Annotated in this window: 18 protein-coding genes; 10 read left to right on the top strand and 8 right to left on the bottom strand. The window is 67.3% G+C overall.

The features are described from left to right. Positions 1-226: 226 nt before the first annotated feature. The 3 genes from AC1DEM_RS21265 to AC1DEM_RS21255 all read right to left on the bottom strand — a co-directional run bounded on the left by AC1DEM_RS21265 (position 227) and on the right by AC1DEM_RS21255 (position 3980). The gene (locus AC1DEM_RS21265) at positions 227-2770 is read right to left on the bottom strand and encodes an MMPL family transporter (protein WP_476886264.1); all 2544 of its coding nucleotides are present in this window, start codon (positions 2768-2770) and stop codon (positions 227-229) included. A gap of 1 nt (position 2771) precedes the next feature. Continuing rightward, positions 2772-3467, bottom strand: coding sequence for a TetR/AcrR family transcriptional regulator (locus tag AC1DEM_RS21260; RefSeq protein WP_476886263.1), 696 nt, complete (start codon positions 3465-3467; stop codon positions 2772-2774). A 114-nt stretch (positions 3468-3581) separates the two neighbouring features. Beyond that, positions 3582-3980: a YbjQ family protein gene (locus AC1DEM_RS21255; protein ID WP_476886262.1), complete on the bottom strand. Its 399-nt coding sequence runs from the start codon at positions 3978-3980 to the stop codon at positions 3582-3584. 203 nt (positions 3981-4183) lie between these two features. Between AC1DEM_RS21255 and AC1DEM_RS21250 the strand changes: the two genes are divergently transcribed. Beyond that, on the top strand, positions 4184-4756 hold the full coding sequence (locus tag AC1DEM_RS21250) for a hypothetical protein (protein ID WP_476886261.1): 573 nt from the start codon (positions 4184-4186) through the stop codon (positions 4754-4756). A 125-nt stretch (positions 4757-4881) separates the two neighbouring features. Here the strand turns inward: AC1DEM_RS21250 and AC1DEM_RS21245 are convergent, their stop codons facing one another. The 5 genes from AC1DEM_RS21245 to AC1DEM_RS21225 all read right to left on the bottom strand — a co-directional run bounded on the left by AC1DEM_RS21245 (position 4882) and on the right by AC1DEM_RS21225 (position 12266). Continuing rightward, a complete protein-coding gene (locus AC1DEM_RS21245; RefSeq protein WP_476886260.1) occupies positions 4882-6324 on the bottom strand; it encodes a dicarboxylate/amino acid:cation symporter in 1443 nt (480 codons plus the stop codon). A gap of 243 nt (positions 6325-6567) precedes the next feature. Next, on the bottom strand, positions 6568-8124 hold the full coding sequence (locus AC1DEM_RS21240) for a glycoside hydrolase family 71 protein (RefSeq protein ID WP_476886259.1): 1557 nt from the start codon (positions 8122-8124) through the stop codon (positions 6568-6570). Between the two features lie 523 nt (positions 8125-8647). Further along, positions 8648-10354 carry a DUF885 domain-containing protein gene (locus AC1DEM_RS21235; protein ID WP_476886258.1) on the bottom strand — a complete coding sequence of 569 codons (1707 nt, stop codon included), beginning with the start codon at positions 10352-10354 and terminating at the stop codon, positions 8648-8650. 95 nt (positions 10355-10449) lie between these two features. After that, a complete protein-coding gene (locus tag AC1DEM_RS21230; protein ID WP_476886257.1) occupies positions 10450-10686 on the bottom strand; it encodes an acyl-CoA carboxylase subunit epsilon in 237 nt (78 codons plus the stop codon). After that, positions 10683-12266: an acyl-CoA carboxylase subunit beta gene (locus AC1DEM_RS21225; RefSeq protein WP_476886256.1), complete on the bottom strand. Its 1584-nt coding sequence runs from the start codon at positions 12264-12266 to the stop codon at positions 10683-10685. Before AC1DEM_RS21225 ends, AC1DEM_RS21230 begins: the two co-directional genes overlap by 4 nt. Positions 12267-12470: 204 nt before the next feature. On the opposite strand from AC1DEM_RS21225, the gene AC1DEM_RS21220 reads away from it, so the two are divergent. From AC1DEM_RS21220 to AC1DEM_RS21180, 9 genes are all read left to right on the top strand, one after another. Then, a complete protein-coding gene (locus tag AC1DEM_RS21220; protein WP_476886255.1) occupies positions 12471-13361 on the top strand; it encodes an SDR family oxidoreductase in 891 nt (296 codons plus the stop codon). A gap of 185 nt (positions 13362-13546) precedes the next feature. Beyond that, positions 13547-14485, top strand: coding sequence for a biotin--[acetyl-CoA-carboxylase] ligase (locus AC1DEM_RS21215; RefSeq protein WP_476886254.1), 939 nt, complete (start codon positions 13547-13549; stop codon positions 14483-14485). Continuing rightward, positions 14478-15077 carry a PH domain-containing protein gene (locus AC1DEM_RS21210; RefSeq protein WP_476886253.1) on the top strand — a complete coding sequence of 200 codons (600 nt, stop codon included), beginning with the start codon at positions 14478-14480 and terminating at the stop codon, positions 15075-15077. Before AC1DEM_RS21215 ends, AC1DEM_RS21210 begins: the two co-directional genes overlap by 8 nt. Further along, positions 15067-16347, top strand: a complete 1281-nt coding sequence (locus tag AC1DEM_RS21205) for an adenylate/guanylate cyclase domain-containing protein (protein ID WP_476886252.1) — start codon at positions 15067-15069, stop codon at positions 16345-16347. Before AC1DEM_RS21210 ends, AC1DEM_RS21205 begins: the two co-directional genes overlap by 11 nt. Positions 16348-16498: 151 nt before the next feature. Then, entirely contained in the window at positions 16499-17287 is a 789-nt protein-coding gene (locus tag AC1DEM_RS21200; RefSeq protein ID WP_476886251.1) for a PP2C family protein-serine/threonine phosphatase, read from the top strand. A 103-nt stretch (positions 17288-17390) separates the two neighbouring features. After that, a complete protein-coding gene (ligA, locus tag AC1DEM_RS21195) occupies positions 17391-19742 on the top strand; it encodes an NAD-dependent DNA ligase LigA (RefSeq protein ID WP_476886250.1) in 2352 nt (783 codons plus the stop codon). Continuing rightward, positions 19739-20581, top strand: coding sequence for an inositol monophosphatase family protein (locus AC1DEM_RS21190; RefSeq protein WP_476886249.1), 843 nt, complete (start codon positions 19739-19741; stop codon positions 20579-20581). Before ligA ends, AC1DEM_RS21190 begins: the two co-directional genes overlap by 4 nt. A 111-nt stretch (positions 20582-20692) precedes the next feature. Next, on the top strand, positions 20693-21196 hold the full coding sequence (locus AC1DEM_RS21185; protein ID WP_476886248.1) for a GNAT family N-acetyltransferase: 504 nt from the start codon (positions 20693-20695) through the stop codon (positions 21194-21196). A gap of 35 nt (positions 21197-21231) precedes the next feature. Next, positions 21232-21531, top strand: a complete 300-nt coding sequence (locus AC1DEM_RS21180) for a Rid family hydrolase (RefSeq protein WP_476886247.1) — start codon at positions 21232-21234, stop codon at positions 21529-21531. Positions 21532-21687: the final 156 nt, after the last annotated feature.

The raw sequence follows: 21687 nt of genomic DNA, 5'->3' as shown, positions 1-21687 counted from the left end.
TGCATGACCCCGACACGCCGGGCCGCGGCGAGTATCGACATCCCGCCACACACCATGTCAACGAAGTCGGTGCGGGTATTCGGAGGAAACAGCTTGACCATAAAACGCTCCATCAATCAGAGCGTTGCTACGACCATATGACTTTGCCGGGAATTAATGGGCGCTAAGTGACCCCGCGTTGGTTCAGCAGGGGGCTTTCGGGCGACTCACAGGCAGGCTGTGAGTGTCAGCGCGCGCCGACCCCCTCCGGCTCGGGCTCGCTCTCGGCTGAGGTGGCCGATGCCGCGGGCCGGAGCTTGGCGCCCTCGACGTCGACGTCCGGCAGGATCCGGTCCAGCCAGCGGGGCAGCCACCACGCCTTGTCGCCGAGCAGGTACATCACGGCAGGGACGATCGTCATGCGGACCACAAATGCGTCCACCAGGACACCGAAGGCCATCGCGAAGCCCAGCGGCCGGACCATGTTCAGGTGCGAGAAGATGAAGCCGGCAAAGACGCTGACCATGATGATGGCGGCGGCGGTGACCACGGATGCGGCGTGGCTGAAGCCGGTGCGGACCGCATGCTTGGCCGATTCCCCGTGCATGAATGACTCGCGCATGCCGGAGGTAATGAACACCTGATAGTCCATGGCCAAGCCGAACAGCACGCCGATCAGGATGATCGGCAGGAAGCTCAGCACGGCGCCCGGGTTCTCAACGCCGAACACGCTCCCGAGCCAGCCCCACTGGTAGACCGCCACGACGGCACCGAAGGCGGCCGCCAGCGAGAGCAGGAATCCGCCCGTGGCCAGCAGCGGCACCACGATCGAGCGGAACACGAGCAGCAGCAGGATCAGCGACAGCCCGACCACGATGCCCAGGTACGGGGGCAGCGCGTCGCCGAGCTTCGTGGAGACGTCGACGTTGCCGGCCGTCTGGCCCGTGAGGCCGATGCTGACACCGGTGGAGTCCTTGATGCGGTCCTTTTCGGCGCGCAGTTCGGAGACCACCTTGACCGTGCTGGCGCTGGCGGGGCCCTCCTTGGGAATGACCTGGAACACCGCGGTGCGGCGGTCCTCGCTCAAGGCCACCGGAACGGCGGCGGTGACGTTGGCCGTACCGCGGAGGATGTCGGCGACATCGAGCTGCTTAGCCGTGGCTTCCTCCGCGCTCAGGCCGGAGGGGAAGTCGCCCACCACCACGATCGGGCCTGTCATGCCTTCGCCAAAGCTTCGGCCGGTGACGTCGTAGGCCTTGAACGCCTGCGACTCGACGGGCTCGGACCCGCCGTCGGGCAGCGCGAGCCGCAACTGGCCGGCCGGCAGCGCCACAATCCCCAGCAGCAGGACACCGGCCAGCAGCGCCAGGATGGGGTGCCGGGTGACGAGGCCGCCCCAGCCGCGGGTGCTGCGGCGTTCGTCGCGGGCACGGTCCTCCCTCTCGTGGCCCGGGGCGGCGTTGTGCTTCTCCGCCTTGGCCCAGGCGCGGCGGGAAATGAGCCTGGGACCGATCAGGGACAGCACGGCCGGGGTGAGGGTCAGGGCGACGACGACGGCGACTGCCACCGTTGCGGCGGCGGACAGGCCCATGACGGCCAGGAACGGGAGTCCCGGAATGACGAGGGCCGCGAGGGCGATGATGACCGTCAGGCCCGCGAACAGCACCGCGTTGCCGGACGTGCCGGTGGCGAGGGCCACGGATTCCTCCCCGTCCATGCCGGCCAGGAGTTGGCCGCGGTGCCGGTTGACGATGAAGAGCGAGTAGTCGATGCCGACGGCGAGTCCCAGCATGAGGGCCAGCATCGGGGAGATGGAACTCATGTCGACGGCGCCGCTAAGGGCAAAGGTGCCGCCGACGCCCACTGCCACACCTATCAGGGCCATCAGCAGGGGGAGCCCGGCGGCGATGAGCGTTCCCAGCATGACGATGAGCACCAGGGCCGCGATGGCGATGCCGAGGATCTCGGAGATGCCGAACAGCTCCGAGACGTCCTCGGTGATTTCCTTGCTGGCCAGGGCGGTCACGCCGGCAGAAGAGACTTCGTGGGCGATGTCCTGGACCTGTTGGCGCACCGCGGGGGCCAGCCCGTTGATCGAGGTCTTGAACTGGACCTGTGCGATCGCTGCCGTGCCGTCGTCGGAAACGAATCGCATGCCCTGCGAGACCTCAAGCTGGCGTTTGGCGAGGGCGAGCTTGGCCGCACCGGCCTCGAGTTCCTTGGTCCCGGCGTCGAACTTTTCCTGGCCGGCGGCGAGGGCCGCCTTCTGCTGGCCGAGCTGGGCGTCGATGGCCTCGGCGGACATGCCGGCCGCGGTCATCTGCTGCTCTGCCGCAGTCAGCTGGGACTTGCCCGCGGCCAGCTGGGTGGCCGACGCGTCCAGCCGCGCCTTGCCTGCCGACGCCTTCTGCTCGCCGGCGGCAAGGTCAGCGACGGCTTTGTCCAGCTGGGCCTGGGTGGCGAACGGGTCCACGGTGCCCTGAACCTCGGGAAGGGCTTTCAGCTTGGCCAGGGCAGCCGAGACCGCGTCCTTGCCGGCCTGGGTGAACTGGCCGTCCGTCGACTCGAACACGATGCCGGCCGAGCCGCCGGAGGACTTGGGCAGTTCCCGTTTCAGCTTGTCCGCCATCTGCTGGGTTTCAGTGCCGGGGATCTGGAAGTTGTTGGACATGGTGCCGTGGAAGGCCGCCGCTGCGCCGCCGACGGCCACCAGGACGGCGAGCCAAAGGGAAACGACGAGCCAGCGGTGGCGGTAGGAGAACTTGCCGAGACGGTAGAGCAATAGAGCCATGTCAGTGCCGATCTGGGGAAGGGGTGGTGGGGGAGTGGGAAGCGAAACCGGAGCCGAGGAGGCTCATGGAATCGATGAGGAGCTGGCGCAGGATGGACAGGGAGGCCGGACTGAGGTCGCCGCCGCACCGGGCGAACCAGACATCCATGGCGGCCTTACCGCAGGAGATGATGGAGCCCGCGAGGGCGCGGAGGTACAGTTCGTCGATCTCGACGCCGGAGACCCGGGCGAAGCGCTCACGGGCGGCGTCGATGATCTGGGCGGTGCAATGGTCCCAGGCTTCCAGTTCAGAACGGCTGAGCATGGGATTCGCCTGGCCCATGCTGTACAGCTCGGCCATGGGAGCCACTGTCATGGGATCGGCCAGTTCTACCAGGGCCGCCCGCGCGGATTCCAAGATGGGCTCGCCGGCCGGGCGGAGCCGGAACTGCTGGAGCGCCTTGTCCAGGAATCCGTGGGTGACCGAGGCAATGACCACCTCGGTGCTGGCGAAGTAGTTGAAAAACGTGCGGCGGGATATGCCGGCTGCCTCGGCGATGTCCTCCACCGTGAAGTTTCCGGGACCCCGCGCGCGGAGCAGGTCCATGGCGGCGTCCGTGATGGCCTGCCGGGTGGCCGCCTTGTTCAGTTCGCGACGGCTCAGTTCGCGGCGCGACGTCGGTGCGGCGCCTGGTGCGGCGGCGGATCCGCCGGGCATGCCAGAAGGGGCAGCTTGGGCGGCGGAAGGAGGTGGTGAGGAGGGCACGCGCTTACACTACGTGCATGTTTGCACTGTGCGCAAGTATTTCCAGGGAGTCCGGTCAGCCGGTAATCAGGGCTTGAGCTGGGACGCCGTGCCGCCGGAATTGGTCAGGTAGATCGATTGGCCGGTGGCTCCGGGCTCGTCTTTAGACAGGGGAATGGCAAAGACGGCCGTGCCGTAAGCGCAGATTTCCGTCCAATTCTGTCCGATCGCCGAAGTGTCGAAGCGCATGGCGATGATGGCGTTGGCGCCGCGCTGTTCGGCCTCGGCCACCATCCGGGCCATGACATCCTGCCGGCTGTCGTAGAGGGCCCGCGTCATTTCCAGCACTTCACCGCCGCCCAGGGAACGGAAGCCTGCCATGACCTGGGCGGTGATGTCCCGGGAGCGGACGGTCAGGCCCATGACCTCGCCAAAGACGGCGTCGATCCGGTGGCCCGGAATGTCGTTCGATGTCACGATCAGCATGCCCAGAGCCTATCCACTTTTGCCGCCCGCGCGGCGGGTGAGGCGGCACAGTAGTCCTGCCGGATTCACAGGAAAGCGAAAGCTGGGAAACAGCTATCTCTGCTGGGGCTGGTGCAGACTGGAGGTGCTCGAGGAGCAGACTTCCCCGGAAGCACGATCAGCTTCAAACGCCGTCACCATTCGGCAGATCCAGGAGACAGCAGATGTCACGCACAACCAAAATCGCGCTCGGCCTCGGGGCGGCGGCCGTGGCGCTGGGCGCCGGGCTCGGAGTCGCCGGGATGGCCTCCGCCACCACGACGCCGACTCCCACCCCGACCCCCAGCTCGAGCGCCCCCGGGAACAACCCCGCCGACGGCTACGGCATGCGCGGCGGACGCCACGGCCACGGCCACGGCGGTGCGGAGTTCGGCGCCCGCGCCAAGGAACTCGCGGCCAAGCTGGGCGTCGACGAGGCCAAGGTCACCGACGCCCTAAAGGCCTTCCGCGACGCCAACAAGCCCGCCACCCCGCCGGCCACCCCACCTGGCGCAGGGCAGAAACCGGACCGTGCCGCGATGGAGAAGGCCCTGGCCGCCTCCCTGGCGAAATCGCTCGGCATCGATGAGGCCAAGGTGACCGCCGCCCTGGCGGATCTGCGCACCGCCGAGCAGGCCAAACACGCCGCAGCACTGAAGCCCCGGCTGGACCAGGCCGTCAAGGACGGCACCCTGACCCAGGCAGAAGCGGATGCCGTCACCAAGGCCGCCGAAAAGGGTGTGATCGGCGCCCGCTAGGCCCCTGTGAATTTGGGCCGATGGATTCGGGCCGGCGGCTAGAGAATTCGGTTAAGCCAGAGAAGTCCCCGGGGGTTCCCGGGGACTTCTCCTGTAAACGCCGGTACTAGACGCGGGTTCGGTACTTACGCCCTCGCGTCCACCAGTTCGCGCTCATCCCGTCCAGCCGCGGGAGCAGCGGCAGCGGACGGATCAACGGCCGTCGTGTCGGCGTCGTCGCTGAACGGGTCCCCGTTCCGGGGCGCGTTGTACAGGGTTTCGTCCAGGATGCCGTGGCGCTTGGCCACGATCGCGGGGATCAGGGCCTGCCCGGCCACGTTGACGGCGGTGCGGCCCATGTCCAGGATCGGGTCGATGGCCAGCAGGAGGCCGACGCCGGCCAGCGGCAGTCCCAGCGTGGACAGCGTCAGCGTCAGCATGACAACGGCGCCTGTGGTGCCGGCGGTCGCGGCCGAGCCAAGGACGGACACCAGCGCGATCAGCAGGTACTGGGTGAAGTCCAGCTGGATGCCAAAGAACTGGGCCACAAAGATCGCCGCCACGGCCGGGTAGATCGCCGCGCAGCCGTCCATCTTGGTGGTCGCGCCGAGCGGCACCGCGAAGGAGGCGTAGGCGCGGGGGACGCCCAGGTTCCGCTCGGTGACGCGCTGGGTCAGCGGCAGCGTGCCGATCGAGGAGCGCGAGACGAAGGCGAGCTGCACGGCCGGCCACACGCCGGAGAAGTACTGCCTGACGGACAGCCCGTGGCTGCGGACCAGGACGGGGTAGACCACGAACAGCACAAGCGCCAGGCCGATGTAGATCGCCACGGTGAACTTGCCGAGCGAGCCGATGGTGTCCCAGCCGTAGACGGCCACGGCGTTGCCGATCAGGCCCACAGTGCCCAGCGGCGCGATCCGGATGATCCACCAGAGCACCTTCTGGATGACGGCGAGGGCGGACGCATTCAGGGCCAGGAACGGCTCGGCCGCCTTGCCCACCTTGAGCGCGGCGATGCCGACGGCGATCGCGATCACCAGGATCTGGAGGACGTTGAAGCTCACGGCGGTGGTGGCGACGCCGTCGGTGACGGTGGTGCTCGCGCCGAGGCCCAGGAAGTTCTTGGGGAACAGCCCGGTCAGGAAGGCCCACCAGTCACCGGACTTGCCGGCGTACTTGGCGTCCTGGCTGATGCCGGTGCCGGCGCCGGGCTGCAGCAGCACACCCAGGCCGATGCCGATCAGCACGGCAATCAGCGAGGTGATCGCGAACCAGAGCAACGTGTTCCACGCCAGCCGGGCGGCGTTGGAGACGGCGCGCAGGTTGGAGATGGAGCTGACGACGGCGGTAAAGATCAGGGGGACCACGGCGGTCTGCAGCAGTGAGACATAGCTCGAGCCAATGGTCTGCAGCGTAGTGCCGAGGGCGTTGGGGTTTGCCTTGGTGCTGCCGGTGTACTTGGCCAGCAGGCCAAGGCCCAGGCCGACGATCAGGGCGGCGATGATCTGGAAGCCGAACGAGCCGGCCCATTTGGGCAGCTGGAACCCGGTCTTTCCAGCGGGTGCGGGGGTGCTTGTCTGAGTGGTCACCGGAACACGCTAGGACCGCCACGAATAGCATGACCAACGGATGTTGAGAAATGTTACGCGCCAGTAGTTTTGCCGGGACGGCGGAATCCTTGGAATTCCGCCGGAAGACTGCCTGATTATGAAGTTATTCCCGGGCAGAATGTGGCGATTGTCTCGCGGCCGAAGCCCCAGCCACACGAGAGTGCAGTTCGCGGCAATGTCTTTGGGAAACATTGCCGCGAACTGCACCCTCGCGGGGACGGCCTAGCGGGCGCAGGTGGCCGCGACGCCGCCGCCTGCACGGTAGATCATGTCCTGGTACACCACAGAGGAGCGCACAGGGGTGTTGCTGGTGACGGTCTGGACCGTTGCGCCGCTGCGGGCGAGCTTGAAGGAAGGGGTGGTGCCCGCCACTAGCGGAACCTTGAAGGATGTCAGCCCGGCCGGGGCGTCCATGGTCTTGATGTTGCTGCCCTGTGTGATGGTCAGGCGCCCCGGTGACTTCAGCACGGCCACGAGCTCCACCTCGTTCTTCGCAGCGTCACCGTTGGGGATGGACATGGGCGTGGGTTTGCCGTTGCGGCCGATCGGCGTCTTCGAATACGGAGCGTTCGTGGGGTGCGAGCGGTGGCTCCAGTACAGGGCGTCCTGCGTGATCGTGGGTTTTACTCCGCTCTTGAACCAGGAAACGTAGTAGGCAGCCATGTCCAGCACCGCATAGCCGCGTTGCTTCGAGGGCGCCACCCAGGACTCGGTGTAGTCGTTCCAGGTCATAAGCGCAATAGAATCGGCGTTACTGCTAATCGCCGTTGCCAGCGAATTCCGCAGGGTGGAGCTGTTGGACGACTCCCAGTAGCGGCCGTCGTAGGACCGCGTATCCTCGAATGCCACCGGCTGCATATAGGTTTTGCCGCGGCGGTGGGCCTCGGCGCTTTCCTTGGCCAAAGTCGGAACGCCGCTGGCGATCCGCGTGCCCCATTGCGAATACCCGGAAACCGAGTTGTTCCAGTCTGCCTTTTGGGTTCCTCCGCCCCAGGAAATGAAGATCGGGACGAGGGTGGACTTGACGCCCGAGGAGGCGAGGCGGTTCCGGAGCCCGTCCCACCATGCAGGTGTCTTGCGCTCCGGGAAGAACGGGGCCAGCACAATGCCAGCACTGTTCCTGTAGATCGAAGCGTCGTTCTTCACTTTCATGACGTTGTTGTAGACACTGTCAGAAGTGGAGCCTGACGCCGTGTTGAAGTCCGGGCTGAGCATGATCTTGAAGCCCGGGTCAACGGCCTTGGCGGCAGCGAGCATGGCGGGCAGTTGCTGCCAGCGGATGTCGGTGGTGCTGTTGTACTCCCAGATGAACCCGTCCAGGCCCGCCCCGACTGCCTGTCGGATCTCTTTCTCGAAATCTGCCTGTCGCCACAACGTCTGGCTCACACGCTGAGGAGCCGCCGGACGATCCCGCAAGTCATAGGCGCCGTTGGCGGAGTTGTGGGTATCCATCCAGCGCGGGTAGACGTCGCGGGTCGTGTCGGCACTGTCCACTGCGAGCGGGAACGGCGGGAAGTAGTAGGCCCACGCCTTCTTCGCCGACGTGTGCCGGTTTGCGGGCGCCGGGAGGCTGACGGGCAACGGATTGCAGGCCGCCGTCGTGGCCATTGGCGTGGCGGACGGCGTCGCAGCGTTTAAAGGTGCCGAAGTGCCAATCGCGGCGACGGCAGCGAAGACTGCCGTCGCAACCACGGACACGGCCGCCCGCTTCCGGGTCCGCATCCGCGCTTTCGTCACGTCGCTGGCCGTTCGTCTTAGGGGTGAGGCAAAATTCCTCATAGAGTGCTCCAATATGGGGTTTTGGTGTCTGCCCGGCAACCATCAGCCGCTACGGAAACCTCAGCGAGGTTCCGGCCGGCCCAGCACCCAACATTTCCACCGCGCTCCTTCGCGGAGCCGTGAAATGCTACGGCTGTAGGTTCGCGCGGGTTTCAATTTTCCAACTGCGCGCACCCGAGACCGAGATGCTGGATAGCTCTATCATGCGCTGATTCATAGGCGCCGTCCCGCGTAAGTGCCGCGACGGCGAAGCGCGCATAATGACAGACAGCAAGACCGCACCGCCGTTGCGGCGGTTCTTGCCAGAGCCGGGGCCCGCCGAGGAGCACGGGCACACCGGACATTTGCGGCGCAGCCCCCAGCCGCCGACCCCGGGCTTCCAAAAGCCCTGCAAATGTGTTCCCCAGAGACTAGTCGACAATTCGGCCAAGGTCCATTTGACCTTGGCGTGCGAGCGGCCAGTTGCGGTGGCTTCGCTGGGCGGAAGCCACCGCAACTGGCCGTATGGCGCTGAAAGCGCAGGTTAGACCGTGCCCAGCAGCGCGCGTTTGAGGGTGTCGAGACCCACCGAGCCGATGTTCAGGGCCTTCGTGTGGAACGCCTTGAGGTCGAAGTCCGGCCGGGACTCCAGCTCGGCCCGGATCTGCTCCCAGAGCCGCTGGCCCACCTTGTAGGACGGTGCCTGACCCGGCCAGCCCAGATAGCGGGTGAACTCGAACTTCAGCTGTCCCTCGCTGATCGCGAGGTTCTGCTTCAGGAACTCGTAGCCCTTGTCAGGGGTCCACGTCCCGGAGCCCCAGCGCTCGGGGACCTCAAGTTCAAGGTGCACGCCGATGTCGAACACCACGCGGGCCGCACGCATGCGCTGCGCGTCCAGCATGCCCATGTGGTCGCCCGGATCGCTGAGGTAGCCCAGTTCCTGCATGAGCTTCTCGGCGTACAGCGCCCAGCCTTCGCCGTGCCCGGACGTCCAGCAGACGTTCCGGCGCCATTTGTTCAGCAGCTCGCGGCGGTACGTCGCTGTCGCTACCTGAAGGTGATGGCCCGGGACCCCCTCGTGGTAGACCGTGGTGGTTTCGGCCCAGGTGGTGAAGGTGTCCTCGCCGGCCGGCACGGACCACCACATCCGGCCCGGACGGCTGAAGTCGTCCGATGGCCCCGTGTAGTAGATGCCGCCTTCATCCGTGGGCGCGATCCGGCACTCGAGCGTTTTCATGACGTCGGGGATCTCGAAGTGGACGCCGGCAAGCTCCGCGACGGCTTTGTCGGAGAGTTCCTGCATCCAGGCCTGGAGGGCGTCGGTGCCTCTGAGCTGGCGGGCGGGATCGTTGTCCAGGATCTCCTTGGCTTCCTCCACGGTGGCGCCGGGCCGGATTTCCCCGGCCACGCGCTCCTGTTCAGCGATGAGACGGTCCAGCTCCTGTACGCCCCACGCGTAGGTCTCCTCCAAGTCCACGGTGGCGCCGAGGAAGTCCCGGGAAGCCAGGGCGTAGCGGCGGCGGCCCACGGCGTCCTTGGCCGGGGCGACGGGGAGGAGCTCGGCCTCGAGGAAACCCGCCAGCCGCGAGTACGCCACCCGGGCAGCCGCCGCGCCGGCGTCGAGCTCTGACTGCAGTTCCGCCGGAAGCTGGCCCTCGGCGGTCTTGGCGCCGGCGGCGAGCTTCGCAAAGAAGCCGTCGTCCACGGCGTGCTTGGTGGCCTGCTCGATCACGATCGACACCTGGCGGGCCGCAGCCACCTTGCCGTCCTGCATCGCCGACCGCAGCGACTCGATGTAGCCGTCGATCGCGGCAGGGACATTGTGGGCCCGGCCCGCAATGTGCTTCCACTGCCCGGCGGTGTCCGTCGGCATGAGGTCAAAGATCGCGCGGATGTCTTGGGACGGGGACGCAATGTTGTTCAGATCGGCCGTGTGCCAGCCCGATTCGTGGATTTCCAGCTGCAGGCCCAGCCGCTCATGCATGGCGTCGAGCGTGACGGCGTCGACGTCGTCAACCGGTTCCAGCCCGTCCAGCGCGGCGAGTGCCTCGCGCGCGGCGGCCGCGAATTCCTCGAGGCCGGAGGGGGAATAGTCCTGGTACTCGGTCTCGTGCCCGGGCAGGCCGAGCTCGGTGGCGAAGCTCGGGTTCAACCGGATCAGGGTGTCCGTGTAGGCGTCGGCGACGGCGTCAATAGCCGTCTGCTGGCGCGCGGGGGCAGAGTTGTCTGAGGCAATCGTTTCGGTAGTCACCCGACGAGACTAGCCCGGGAGCGGTAGTTATGAAAGAGTCACTGAACTTTTTCCGGGGCCGGTTCAGAGACGGGCCGCCGCCCCGCCGAGGGCTATCAGCTGAGGCTGCGGCGCCAGGCTTCCGGCCCGGGCCTGGGGGCCAGCCGGAGCTGCTGCCGGCGGACCCAGTGCCGGACGCCGGGGCTTTCCGGCGCGGCCTGCTGGGACTGCCCCAGGGACAGCACGACGGCGGCCAGCGCCGCCAGCTCTTCCGGCGTCGGCTCGCCCTTGGCGACCGAGAACAGGACCTCGGGCGTGGTCTCCGGCCCGGTGGCTGGCTCGAGCGCGATCACAGCGGGATGTTCCCGTGCTTCTTGGCGGGCAGGGCGGCCCGCTTGTCCCGGAGGGCGCGCAGGCCCTTGATGATCTGCACCCGGGTCTCGGACGGTGCGATGACGGCGTCCACATAGCCGAGCTGGGCTGCCTGGTACGGGTTGAGTAGCTCTTCCTCGTACTGGCGGATCACCTCGGCGCGCTTGGCCTCGACGTCGCCGCCGTTCTCAGCCACCGCCGCGAGTTCGCGGCGGTACAGGATGTTCACGGCGCCCTGGGCGCCCATGACGCCGATCTGGGCGGTGGGCCAGGCGACGTTGAGGTCCGCGCCAAGCTTCTTGGAGCCCATCACGATGTATGCCCCGCCGTAGGCCTTGCGGGTGATCACGGTCAGCTTGGGCACAGTGGCCTCGGCGTAGGCGTAGAGCAGTTTCGCGCCGCGGCGGATGATGCCCTGGAACTCCTGGTCCTTGCCCGGCAGGAAGCCCGGGACATCCACCAGCGTGATGATGGGGATGTTGAAGGCGTCGCAGTGCCGGACGAAGCGGGCGGCCTTCTCCGATGCCGCAATGTCCAAGGTGCCGGCGAATTGCATGGGCTGGTTGGCCACGATGCCCACCGTGTGGCCCTCCACCCGGCCGTAGCCGATGATCACGTTCGGGGCGTAGAGGGACTGCATCTCCAGGAAGTGCGCGTCGTCGACGATCTGCTCGATGACCTTGCGCATGTCGTACGGCTGGTTGGCCGAGTCCGGGATCAGCGCATCCAGGGCGAGGTCGTCGTCGTCGACCTCCAGCTCCTGGGAGTGCTCCAGCACCGGGGCCTCGGCGAGGTTGTTGGAGGGCAGGAAGTCCAGCAGCTCCCGGACGAACTCGACAGCGTCGGCCTCGTCGGAGGCCAGGTACGTCGAGGTGCCGGTGTTGGCGTTGTGCTGGCGGGCGCCGCCCAGGGTTTCCATGTCCACGTCTTCGCCGGTGACGGTCTTGATGACATCCGGGCCGGTGATGAACATGTGGGAGGTCTTGTCCACCATGACCACGTAGTCCGTCAGGGCGGGGGAGTAGGCCGCGCCGCCGGCGGAGGGGCCCATGATGAGGGAGATCTGCGGGACGACGCCGGAGGCGTGGACGTTGTTGCGGAAGATGTCCGCGAACATGGCCAGGGAGGCGACGCCCTCCTGGATGCGGGCACCGCCGCCGTCGAGGATGCCGACCACGGGGCAGCCGTTGCGCAGCGCGAATTCCTGGACCTTGACGATCTTCTCGCCGTTGACCTGGCTGAGTGATCCGCCGTAGACGGAGAAGTCCTGGCTGTAGACGGCCACCGGGCGTCCGTCCACCGTGCCGTAGCCGGAGACGAGCCCGTCGCCCAGCGGCTTCTTCTTCTCCATGCCGAACGCGGTGGAGCGGTGCACGGCCAGCGCGTCGAATTCGACGAAGGAGCCGGCGTCCAGCAACAGGTCGATGCGCTCGCGGGCAGTGTTCTTCCCGCGCGCATGCTGCTTGGCAATCGCTTCCGGACCGGAGGGCTGCTCGGCACGCGCCTGGCGGTCGCGGAAATCTGCAATCTTTCCCGCAGTCGTGGTCAGATCGTGGCTCATCAAGTGTCTCCGGCTCTGTCGCTAAGTTGTACGGCGCCCGTCGCGTGGGTCCTTTGGCTGGAATCCACAAAAGCAGGGCTCTGCTGGCAAGTCTAGTGACGGTATTGGCCGGTGCCGCTGTAGGGAACCTACAATTTTCCCGGCGCGAAACTCCCGCACCGCCTTGTTACCCGCCGGTAACATCGGTCCGCTAGAGTGTGGGGCATGACTTCTAGCAATGATGCTTTGGGCCCCGCCGCAGGGCCGTACCAGGCCACCGGTTCCCTCCAGGGCCGCACTGTCCTCATCTCCGGGGGCAGCCGCGGTATCGGCCTGGCCATCGCGCTCCGCGCAGCCCGGGACGGAGCCAACATCGTCTTGATGGCCAAGACCGGCCAGCCGCACGCCAGGCTGGAGGGCACCGTCTACAGCGCCGCCGAACAGATCGAGGCCGCCGGCGGCCAGGCGTTCCCGTTGGTCGGCGACGTGCGCAACGACGCCGACGTCGCCGGCGCTGTCGGCGCCGCCGTGGACCGCTTTGGCGGGATCGACGTCGTCATTAACAACGCTTCCGCGATCGACCTCTCCACGACCGATCACGTGGACATGAAGCGCTATGACCTCATGCAGGACATCAACGTCCGCGGCACCTTCCTGTTCTCGAAGCTGGCGCTGCCGGCCCTGCGGGCATCAAAGGCCGGACACATCCTCACGCTCTCCCCGCCCTTGAACATGGACCCCAAATGGGCCGGGATGCACCTGGCCTACACCATGGCCAAATACGGCATGAGCCTGACCACCCTGGGACTTGCCGAGGAGCTCAAAGCCGACGGCGTCAGTGTGAACTCGCTCTGGCCGTGCACCTTGATCGACACCGCGGCCATCCGCAACATGCCCGGCGGCGACATGATCGTCAAAGGCGCCCGCAGCCCCGAAATCATGGCCGACGCCTCCCACGCCGTGCTGACCGGCAGCAATGCCGTCCCGGCGCACGGCAACCGGAGCGGAAACTTCTACACCGATGAAGAGGTTCTCGCCGCGGCAGGGGTGACGGACTTCAGCCCGTACAGCCTCGGCGCGCCGGAGGACCAGCTGGTGCCGGACATCTTCCTCTGAACTTGCTGAGTGTTTCCCGGCCGCCCGCCCTGCGGAATTCCCCCCCGTTTGCGGATCCGACGCCGAAAATCCCCGGCAAGTCCGGCCGATCCGCCGGACTTTCCGGCCAAAGGTGGGGAGTTTCGGCGGAGTCTGCGTCAACAGGCGCGGGAGCCTCGGTGCGCTTTCCTCGGTAGGATTCAAGCATGGAAGCCGTGCAGGAAACCCCGGACCGTCCGCCTCTGGACCTGAGTGTCCTCAGCGATGAGGCGTTTCTGTCCGCCAACGGAATCCCGCGCCTGACAGTGGTCGAATCCACCGGATCCACCAATGCCGATCTCCTCCGGGGTGTAACCGAGGATCCCGGCGCCTGGCCGGATCTGTCGGTACTGACCGCCGAATATCAAAGCGCCGCGCGAGGCCGGCTCGACCGCCGCTGGGAGGCGCCGGCCCGCAGCTCCGTCTCCGTCTCGCTCGTGCTCCGACCGGTCAACGCGACAGGCCGCCCGCTGCCGACCCACAGCTTCTCCTGGCTTTCCCTCCTGGCCGCACTCGCCCTGCGGGAGGCCCTGGTGGAAACGGCTGGCCTTCCGGCGGAACTCAAATGGCCAAACGATGTCCTGGTGCGGGGCAGGAAGATCGCAGGCATTCTGGCTCAGCTCGGCCCGCTCGGCGGCGCCGGCACGCCCCCGGTCGTTCTCGGCACCGGCCTGAACGTCACCCTGACCGAGCCCGAACTTCCAGTCCCCACCGCCACGTCCGTCTTGCTGGAGAACGCCGACACCGTGGACCGGACGGAGCTCCTGAAGAGCTACCTGTCCCGCTTCGCCACCCTCTACCGGAGTTTCTGCAACGCCGACGGCGATCCCGCCGCCGGCATGGCAGGCGGCCCGTCGCTGCACAAGAGGGTGGAACACCTGCTAACGACCCTCGGTAAGCAGGTCCGTGCCCAGCTCCCCGGCGACCACGAGATTATTGGCCACGCCACGCGGCTGGACGAATACGGTTCGCTCCTGGTGGTCGACGCCGCAGGCCATGAACACGTGGTGACCGCCGGCGACGTCGTGCACCTGAGGCCTTGGAACCCGGCAGGAACCGGCGGGCAGGGCGACGGCCGCGGCGGAGCAGAAAGCGGTTATGCGTAGAGTGCTCCTGCCGGGAGAGCAAGTGATTGTGGTGACCCGGCCCCAGCCCAGGACGCTCATTGTCCCGGCGCTGACGTTCATCGTGGTTCCGGCGTTGGCCGCCTACGCCTGCGCCTGGGTTCTCAAGGGCGGCCCGGCGCGGCTCATCCCCCTCATCCCCAGGGAATGGACGCCCTGGCTGGTCGCCGTGGCCCTGGGGCTGGCGGCGTGGGTGCTGCTGGGTTACTGCCTTCCGCGGGTCATTGCCTGGCACGCCACCCGCTATATCCTGACCAGCCAGCGCTTAGTTACGCGCTACGGCATGTTAAGGCGGCGGGATGAACAGGTTGCGCTCGCTGCCGTCCGTCATGTGGCCATCGAGCAATCGTTGTTGCAGCGGCTATTGCGCTCCGGGAATATATCCTTGGAGACCGGGCACCCCGTTGGAATGGTGGTCCCCGATGTCCCGGAGGTCGCGACATTCCGAAACTTCATTCTGGACGCCATCGGCGATCTCCCCCAGGGCGAGGTGTTCGGGACCGATGACATGACCTACAACACGGGCGAAGCCGGGCCGTGGGAGACGAGAGAAGGTGGAAGAGATGAACGCTGAGAACGTCCACCAGGACATCGACCTCGCTGCCCCGGATTTGCCCCGGGAACCCGAGGACGTCGCCAGCCCGGCTGTGCCCGGCAGCGACGCCGGAACCGCCTTCGACACCGAAACCGGCGCACTCGCCGAACCCGCCGAATCCGAACTCGGAGTCGACCCCGCACCCGGATTCGATCCCGATCCCGAACCTGCGGCCCCGGAACCTGCCGCCCCGGCAACGGGAACTGTGTCCGCCGAACGGCTCGCGGCCAAAGCCCTGGAAGCCCGGTTGCTGGGCGGTGAACGCAAGCTCAGGCGCCGTGAGGTTGCCGCAGGCGCCGGACTCTCACTGCTCTCTGCCCGGAAACTTTGGCGCGCCCTCGGCTTTCCCAACCTCGGGGATGAGGATGTGGCCTTCACCGAGCGCGACCAGTCCGCCCTGTCCACCATCGTGGACCTCGTCCGTGACGGCAAGCTCACCGAGGAAGCCGCCATCTCCGTCACCCGGGCCATCGGCCAGATGACCGACCGGATGGTCGTGTGGCAGATCGAGGCCCTGGTGGAGGACATGGTCCAGGAACAGGGCGTGCCGGACGCCGTCGCGCGCAAGCGGCTCGTCAAGGAACTGCCGAACCTCATTGACGCCCTCGAGGAAATGCTCGTCTATTCCTGGCGCCGGCAGCTCAATGCCGCGGTCCAGCGCCTGGCCGTCCGGGCCGAGGCCGGACTGCAGTCCAGCGAAGAGGGCCGCGAAGGCGACGAGGACGATTCGCCGCTGCCGTTGGCCCGGGCCGTTGGCTTCGCCGACCTCGTGTCCTACACCAGCCTGTCCCGCCGGATGAACGAGAAAACCCTCGCCCAGCTGGTGCAGCGCTTCGAGAACAAATGCGCTGAAATCATCTCCGTCGGCGGCGGCCGGCTGGTCAAGACCGTTGGCGACGAAGTCCTCTACATTGCCGAGACTCCGGCCGCCGGCGCCGAGATTTCCCTGGCCCTGTGCCGTGCCTTCACCGAGGACGAGATCCTGCCGCAGGCCCGGGTGGCCATGGTGTGGGGCCGTATCCTCTCCCGCCTCGGCGACATCTACGGACCCACCGTCAATCTCGCCGCCCGTCTGACGGCCCTCGCGGACCCCGGAACCGTGCTGGTGGATTCGATGACCGCGGCCGCGCTGGAACAGGATGAACGCTTTGTCCTGGTGCCCCGCCCGGCCGAAGACGTCCGCGGGTTCGGTGAAATCCACCCGGTGCAGTTGCAGCCCGGCAGCGGCCGGGGCCTGATCCTGGACTAGGCGGCAGATCAGGATAAGCCCGGCGGGAGCCCGTGGCGGGCTTCTCACTCTGCGGCGCATATGCAATAGTCGGACCGGCAGTTGCGATCCGGCTGGGTTTGTGACCGCCATGAACCCTCGCGCGCCGCGCACCACTTTATTGAGGACCGCCATGAACCCAACGCCAGACGCCCCCCTCCCGCCGTCGGACGGGGAACGGGGACCGCGCCTGCGCTGCGGGTACGGCACGGACCGGGGGCTGCGCCGCGAGGCGAACGAGGACTCCTTCATTGCCGCCGACCCCGTCTTCGCCGTGGCGGACGGCATGGGCGGCCATGAGGCGGGCGAAGTTGCCAGCGGTATCTGCGTGCGCACCCTGGCCGAGCTGCCCCAGTTCAAGACCGGCAGCCGGGACGCGACGGCGGACATCCTCCAGGAGTACCTGCTGATGGCCGACGCCGGCATCCGTCACGCCACCGGATCCCGCGCCGGGACCACCCTGTCCGGCGTCGTGGTGGTGGAACAGCTGGACGTTCCCTACTGGCTTGTGCTCAACATCGGTGATTCACGCACCTACCGGTACAGCCACGGCCAGCTCGCGCAGATCAGCGTGGACCATTCCGAGGTGCAGGAACTCCTGGACACCGGCCAGATCAGCGAGGCCGAGGCTGCTGTGTATCCGCGCAGGCACGTTGTGACGCGAGCGTTGGGCACCGGAGACGACTCCGAGGCCGACTACTGGCTGCTTCCCCTGGAGAACGGCGACAGGATCCTGGTCTGCTCCGACGGCCTCAACGGAGAACTGAGCGATGAGCAGATTGCCGGCATCCTTGCGGCCGAGGCGGATCCCCAGACGGCCGTGGACGAACTGATCCAGGCGGCGTTGCGCAGTGGCGGCCGGGACAACATCACTGCGATCGTGATCGACGCCCGGACGGCAAACGAGGATACGCCCGCCTGACCGGCCCGCGACTGGACGCTGGCCGGACGCTGGCCCCGCACTCGCCGGCCCGCGCCCCGACCTTGGACCGGACAATGTCGGTGATCTAGGGCAGGATAGGTCTGTGAGCACAGGGAACACCGCAGCAGAGACTGACAAAGCAGCCGAAGAAGCCCCCGGGCACGCCACGGATCCTCAACCTCCCGAGGCGGAGCAGGTCCCGTCCGGGGACATCCGCGAGGAGTATGAGGACCTCGTGGAACAGGTCCGCAAACACCGCTTTGCGTACTACCAGGAGGATGCTCCGATCATCTCCGACGCCGAGTTCGACGAGCTCTACCGGCGGCTGGAAACGATCGAAGCCATGCATCCGGAACTGGTGGCCAACGATTCGCCCACGCAGGAAGTCGGCGGCGAGGTCTCGGCGGCGTTTACCGCCGTCCAGCACCTGCAGCGCATGTACAGCCTGGAAGATGTCTTCTCGCTCGAGGAGCTTGAGGCCTGGATGGTGAAGGCCGAGGCAGGCGTTGCCAAGATCGGCAATGGCGGCAACCCGCCGTCGTGGCTCACCGAACTGAAGATCGACGGCCTGGCCGTCAACCTGCTCTACCGCGAGGGTGTGCTCGTCCGGGCCGCCACCCGCGGCGACGGCACCACCGGCGAGGACATCACGCACAACGTCCTGACCATCAAGGAAATCCCGCAGCAGCTCAGCGGCTCCGGCTTCCCGGCGGAGATGGAAGTCCGCGGCGAGGTCTTCATCCCGTCCCAGGCCTTTGCCGAATTCAACGAAGCCCTGATCGAGGCCGGCAAAGCGCCGCTGGCCAACCCGCGCAACGCCGCTGCAGGCTCGCTGCGGCAGAAGGACCCGGCCGAAACCGCCAAGCGACCCTTGCGGATGTACGTCCACGGCATTGGCGCCCGCGAGGGACTCGACATTGCCAGCCAGTCGGGGACCTACCGCAAGCTCGCCGAGTGGGGCCTGCCCACGAGCCCCTACTTCGAGGTCCTCGCCGGGCTGGCCGACGTGCTGGACTTCATCAAGCGCTACGGCGACAAGCGGCACAGCCTCACCCACGAGATAGACGGCATTGTCATCAAGGTGGACGACTTCGCCACACAGCGGGCCCTGGGCTACACCACCCGGGTGCCGCGCTGGGCCGTGGCCTACAAATACCCGCCGGAAGAGGTCCACACCAAGCTGCTCGACATCGCCGTCAATGTCGGACGCACCGGCCGGGTCACCCCGTACGGCGTGATGGAACCGGTCAAGGTTTCCGGTTCCACCGTGGAAATGGCCACCCTGCACAACCAGGAAGTGGTCATTGCCAAGGGCGTGAAGATCGGCGACATCGTGGTGTTGCGGAAGGCCGGAGACGTCATTCCGGAAATTGTGGGCCCGGTCCTGGCGCTCCGGGACGCCCAGGACCCGCCCGTCCGCGACTTCGTCATGCCCACCGAATGCCCCGCCTGTGGCACGCCATTGGCACCCGGGAAGGAAGGGGACGTGGACATCCGCTGCCCCAACTCCCGGTCCTGCCCGGCGCAGCTTCGCGAACGTGTCTTCCACCTTGCCGGCCGCGGCGCGTTCGACATCGAGGCCCTCGGCTGGGAAGCCGCCATCGCACTGACCCAGCCCGCAGAGCCCACCACGCCGCCGCTGACCACGGAGGCGACACTGTTCGACCTGACTCCGGAGCAGCTCGCGGACGTCCGCGTCCGCCGTGAGAAGCGCTCCAAGGGCGTGGGCACGGGGGAATTCGAGCTGGTGCCCTACTTCTACACCAAGGCCACCACCAAGACCCCGTCCAAGCCCACGGCCACCACGGACAAGCTCTTCCGGGAACTTCAGAAGGCGAAGTCCCAGCCGCTGTGGCGGGTCCTGGTGGCCTTGTCCATCCGGCACGTCGGCCCGCGGGCCTCGCGCGCCCTGGCCACCGCGTTCGGCAGCATGGCGGGCATCCGTGGGGCCTCCGAGGAGGAGCTCGCCCACGTCGACGGCGTGGGTCCGGTGATCGCCCAGGCGCTGACGGAATGGTTTGCCGAGGACTGGCACCGCGACATCGTGGACCGCTGGGCGGACGCAGGCGTCCGGATGGCGGACGAACGCGACGAGTCCCTGCCCAGGACCCTGGAAGGGCTGACCATCGTGGTGACCGGAAGCCTCGACGGCTTCAGTCGCGATGAGGCCAAGGAAGCCATCCTGATCCGCGGCGGTAAGGCGGCCGGTTCGGTCTCGAAGAACACCAGCTACGTGGTGGCAGGCGAGAACGCCGGCACCAAACTGGACAAGGCCGAACAGCTTGGCGTTCCCGTCCTGGATGAGGACGGCTTCCGGGCGCTGCTGGCGGACGGGCCGGCCGACGCCGGTGCGGAGGGCCCCGAGGACAGCGTCGCCGACGGCGTCCAGAACAGCGTCCCGGACTCTGACGACGACGGCGGGTCCCACGGCGTCGCCGCTGCGGCGGCCGAATGAGCGCCCGTCCCGGCGTCCCTCCCGAGTCCGCACCAGGCATCCCGGCGTTGCTGGAACTGGCCAAGTCGGCCGCGGCGGCGGGGGCCGCCGTCCTGGCCGCCCGCAGAACCGCAGCCTTGGACGTCAGCAACAAGGGCGACTCAGGAGACTGGGTGACGGCTTTTGACCTCGCCGCCGAAGCCGCCGTCCGGGACGTCATCACCGCCGCCCGGCCGTGGGACATCATCACGGGGGAGGAGGGCGGCACCGTCCTGCCGGCGCAGCCCAGCGGCTACCGTTGGTCCGTCGATCCGCTCGATGGCACCACCAATTTCATCCGCAACATTGTTTACTACGCCACCTCCGTGGCGGTGGCGGATGCCGACGGAGTCTGGCTGGCCGGCGTCGTCAGCGCACCGGCGCTGGGGCGCACCTACTACGCGTCCCGCGGCGAGGGGGCCTGGCTCCAGGAGCAGGGCACACTGACCTCGCTGTTCGGACCCGTCCCGGGGCGGGCCGGGCAGATCCTGGCCACAGGCTTCAGCTACGATCCCGACGTCCGGGCGGAACAGGCCACCGGCCTGGGCTCCCTGTTGGACGGCTTCGCCGACATGCGCCGGCTGGGCTCGGCGGCGCTGGACCTCTGCCTGGTGGCGGACGGCACGCTCGATGCCTTCGGTGAGCGCGGGCTCAACGAACACGACTTCGCCGCCGGGGCCCTGATCGCCGAGGAAGCAGGCTGCTGGGTGCGCCGGCCGCGGCTCACCAGCCCCCTGGCCGGCGGCCCCTCGGACGACGAGCGCCTTGCGGCATGGACGTGCGCCGGACCGCTGGAACTCTCCGGCAAGTTCCCCCTCTAGGTCGTTTGTGCCGGTCGGCTCCTAATCTGAGCGCCTGACTTAATTGATAGTTCTGTCACGGAAACAGCCCTACCGGTCCGGGCCCGGGCCTGGCGCCCGTACCATTGACAGGTGCCTTCGCAGATCCTCATTCGCCCCGCCGTTCCGGCCGACTACGACGCCATAGCGCGCATCACCCGGGACGCCTACCTGGCGGCGGGCTACTTTCAGAGCGCCGACCACCCGTACATGTTGCAGATCCAGAACGTCGAGCAGCGTGCGGCGGACGCGACGGTTTGGGTCGCGGAGCGGGAGGGCCTGATCCTCGGCTCGGTGACGCTGGCGGTCGAGGGGGAGCCGTACGCGGATATCGCCCAAAGCGACGAGCTCGAGTTCCGGATGCTCGTGGTGGACCCGTCCGTCCAGCGCAGCGGCGCCGGCAAGGCCATGGTCCAGGCCATCATCGACCACGCCAAGTCGCTGTCCGGAATCCGCGCCGTGGCCCTCACGACGGGTGAGACCTGGGAAAGTGCCCACGGCCTCTACCGGAAGACGGGCTTTCTCCGGGCGCCGGAGCGCGACTGGCTGGTGCCGGGCACGGACATCAAGCTGCTCGTTTACCGCCAGGAGCTCTAGACAGGACCTCTAGCCAGAATCCCCGTGCCCGGGCGGTGGCTGCAACCGCTGCCAGCGGCGAGGACGGAATTGTCGGTGACGATTTCTATACCCAGACGAGCTACATTCTGCAGAAGCTCGGCGCAGTGCTCGCCGACGCCGGCTTCGGCTTCGAGGACGTGGTGCAGTCCAAGCTGTACCTGACGGACATCAGCAAGTGGGAAGAGGCCGGCCGTGCCCACGGCGAGGTCTTCGGCGAGATCCGTCCCACGCTCTCCCTGGTCCACGTGCTGCCGTTCCTGGATCCCAAGATGCTCGTCGAGATCGAACTCGTCGCCCAGAAGAGCGCCAGCTAGGAACCAACAACGCGGGGTCACTTGGCGCCCATCCGGAGGGGGCAAAGTCAATCAGTGGGAGCAACGCAGGGGGTTAGGCTGCGTGCAGCAGCTGGTTCAGCCGGTTGGCTGGGGTTTCCAGGTTCAGGGTGGGCCGGGGCCGGCGGTTGAGTTTCG

The organism is Arthrobacter sp. 05T420 (assembly GCF_056396305.1).
This window is presented reverse-complemented; position numbering and strand designations above follow the sequence as displayed.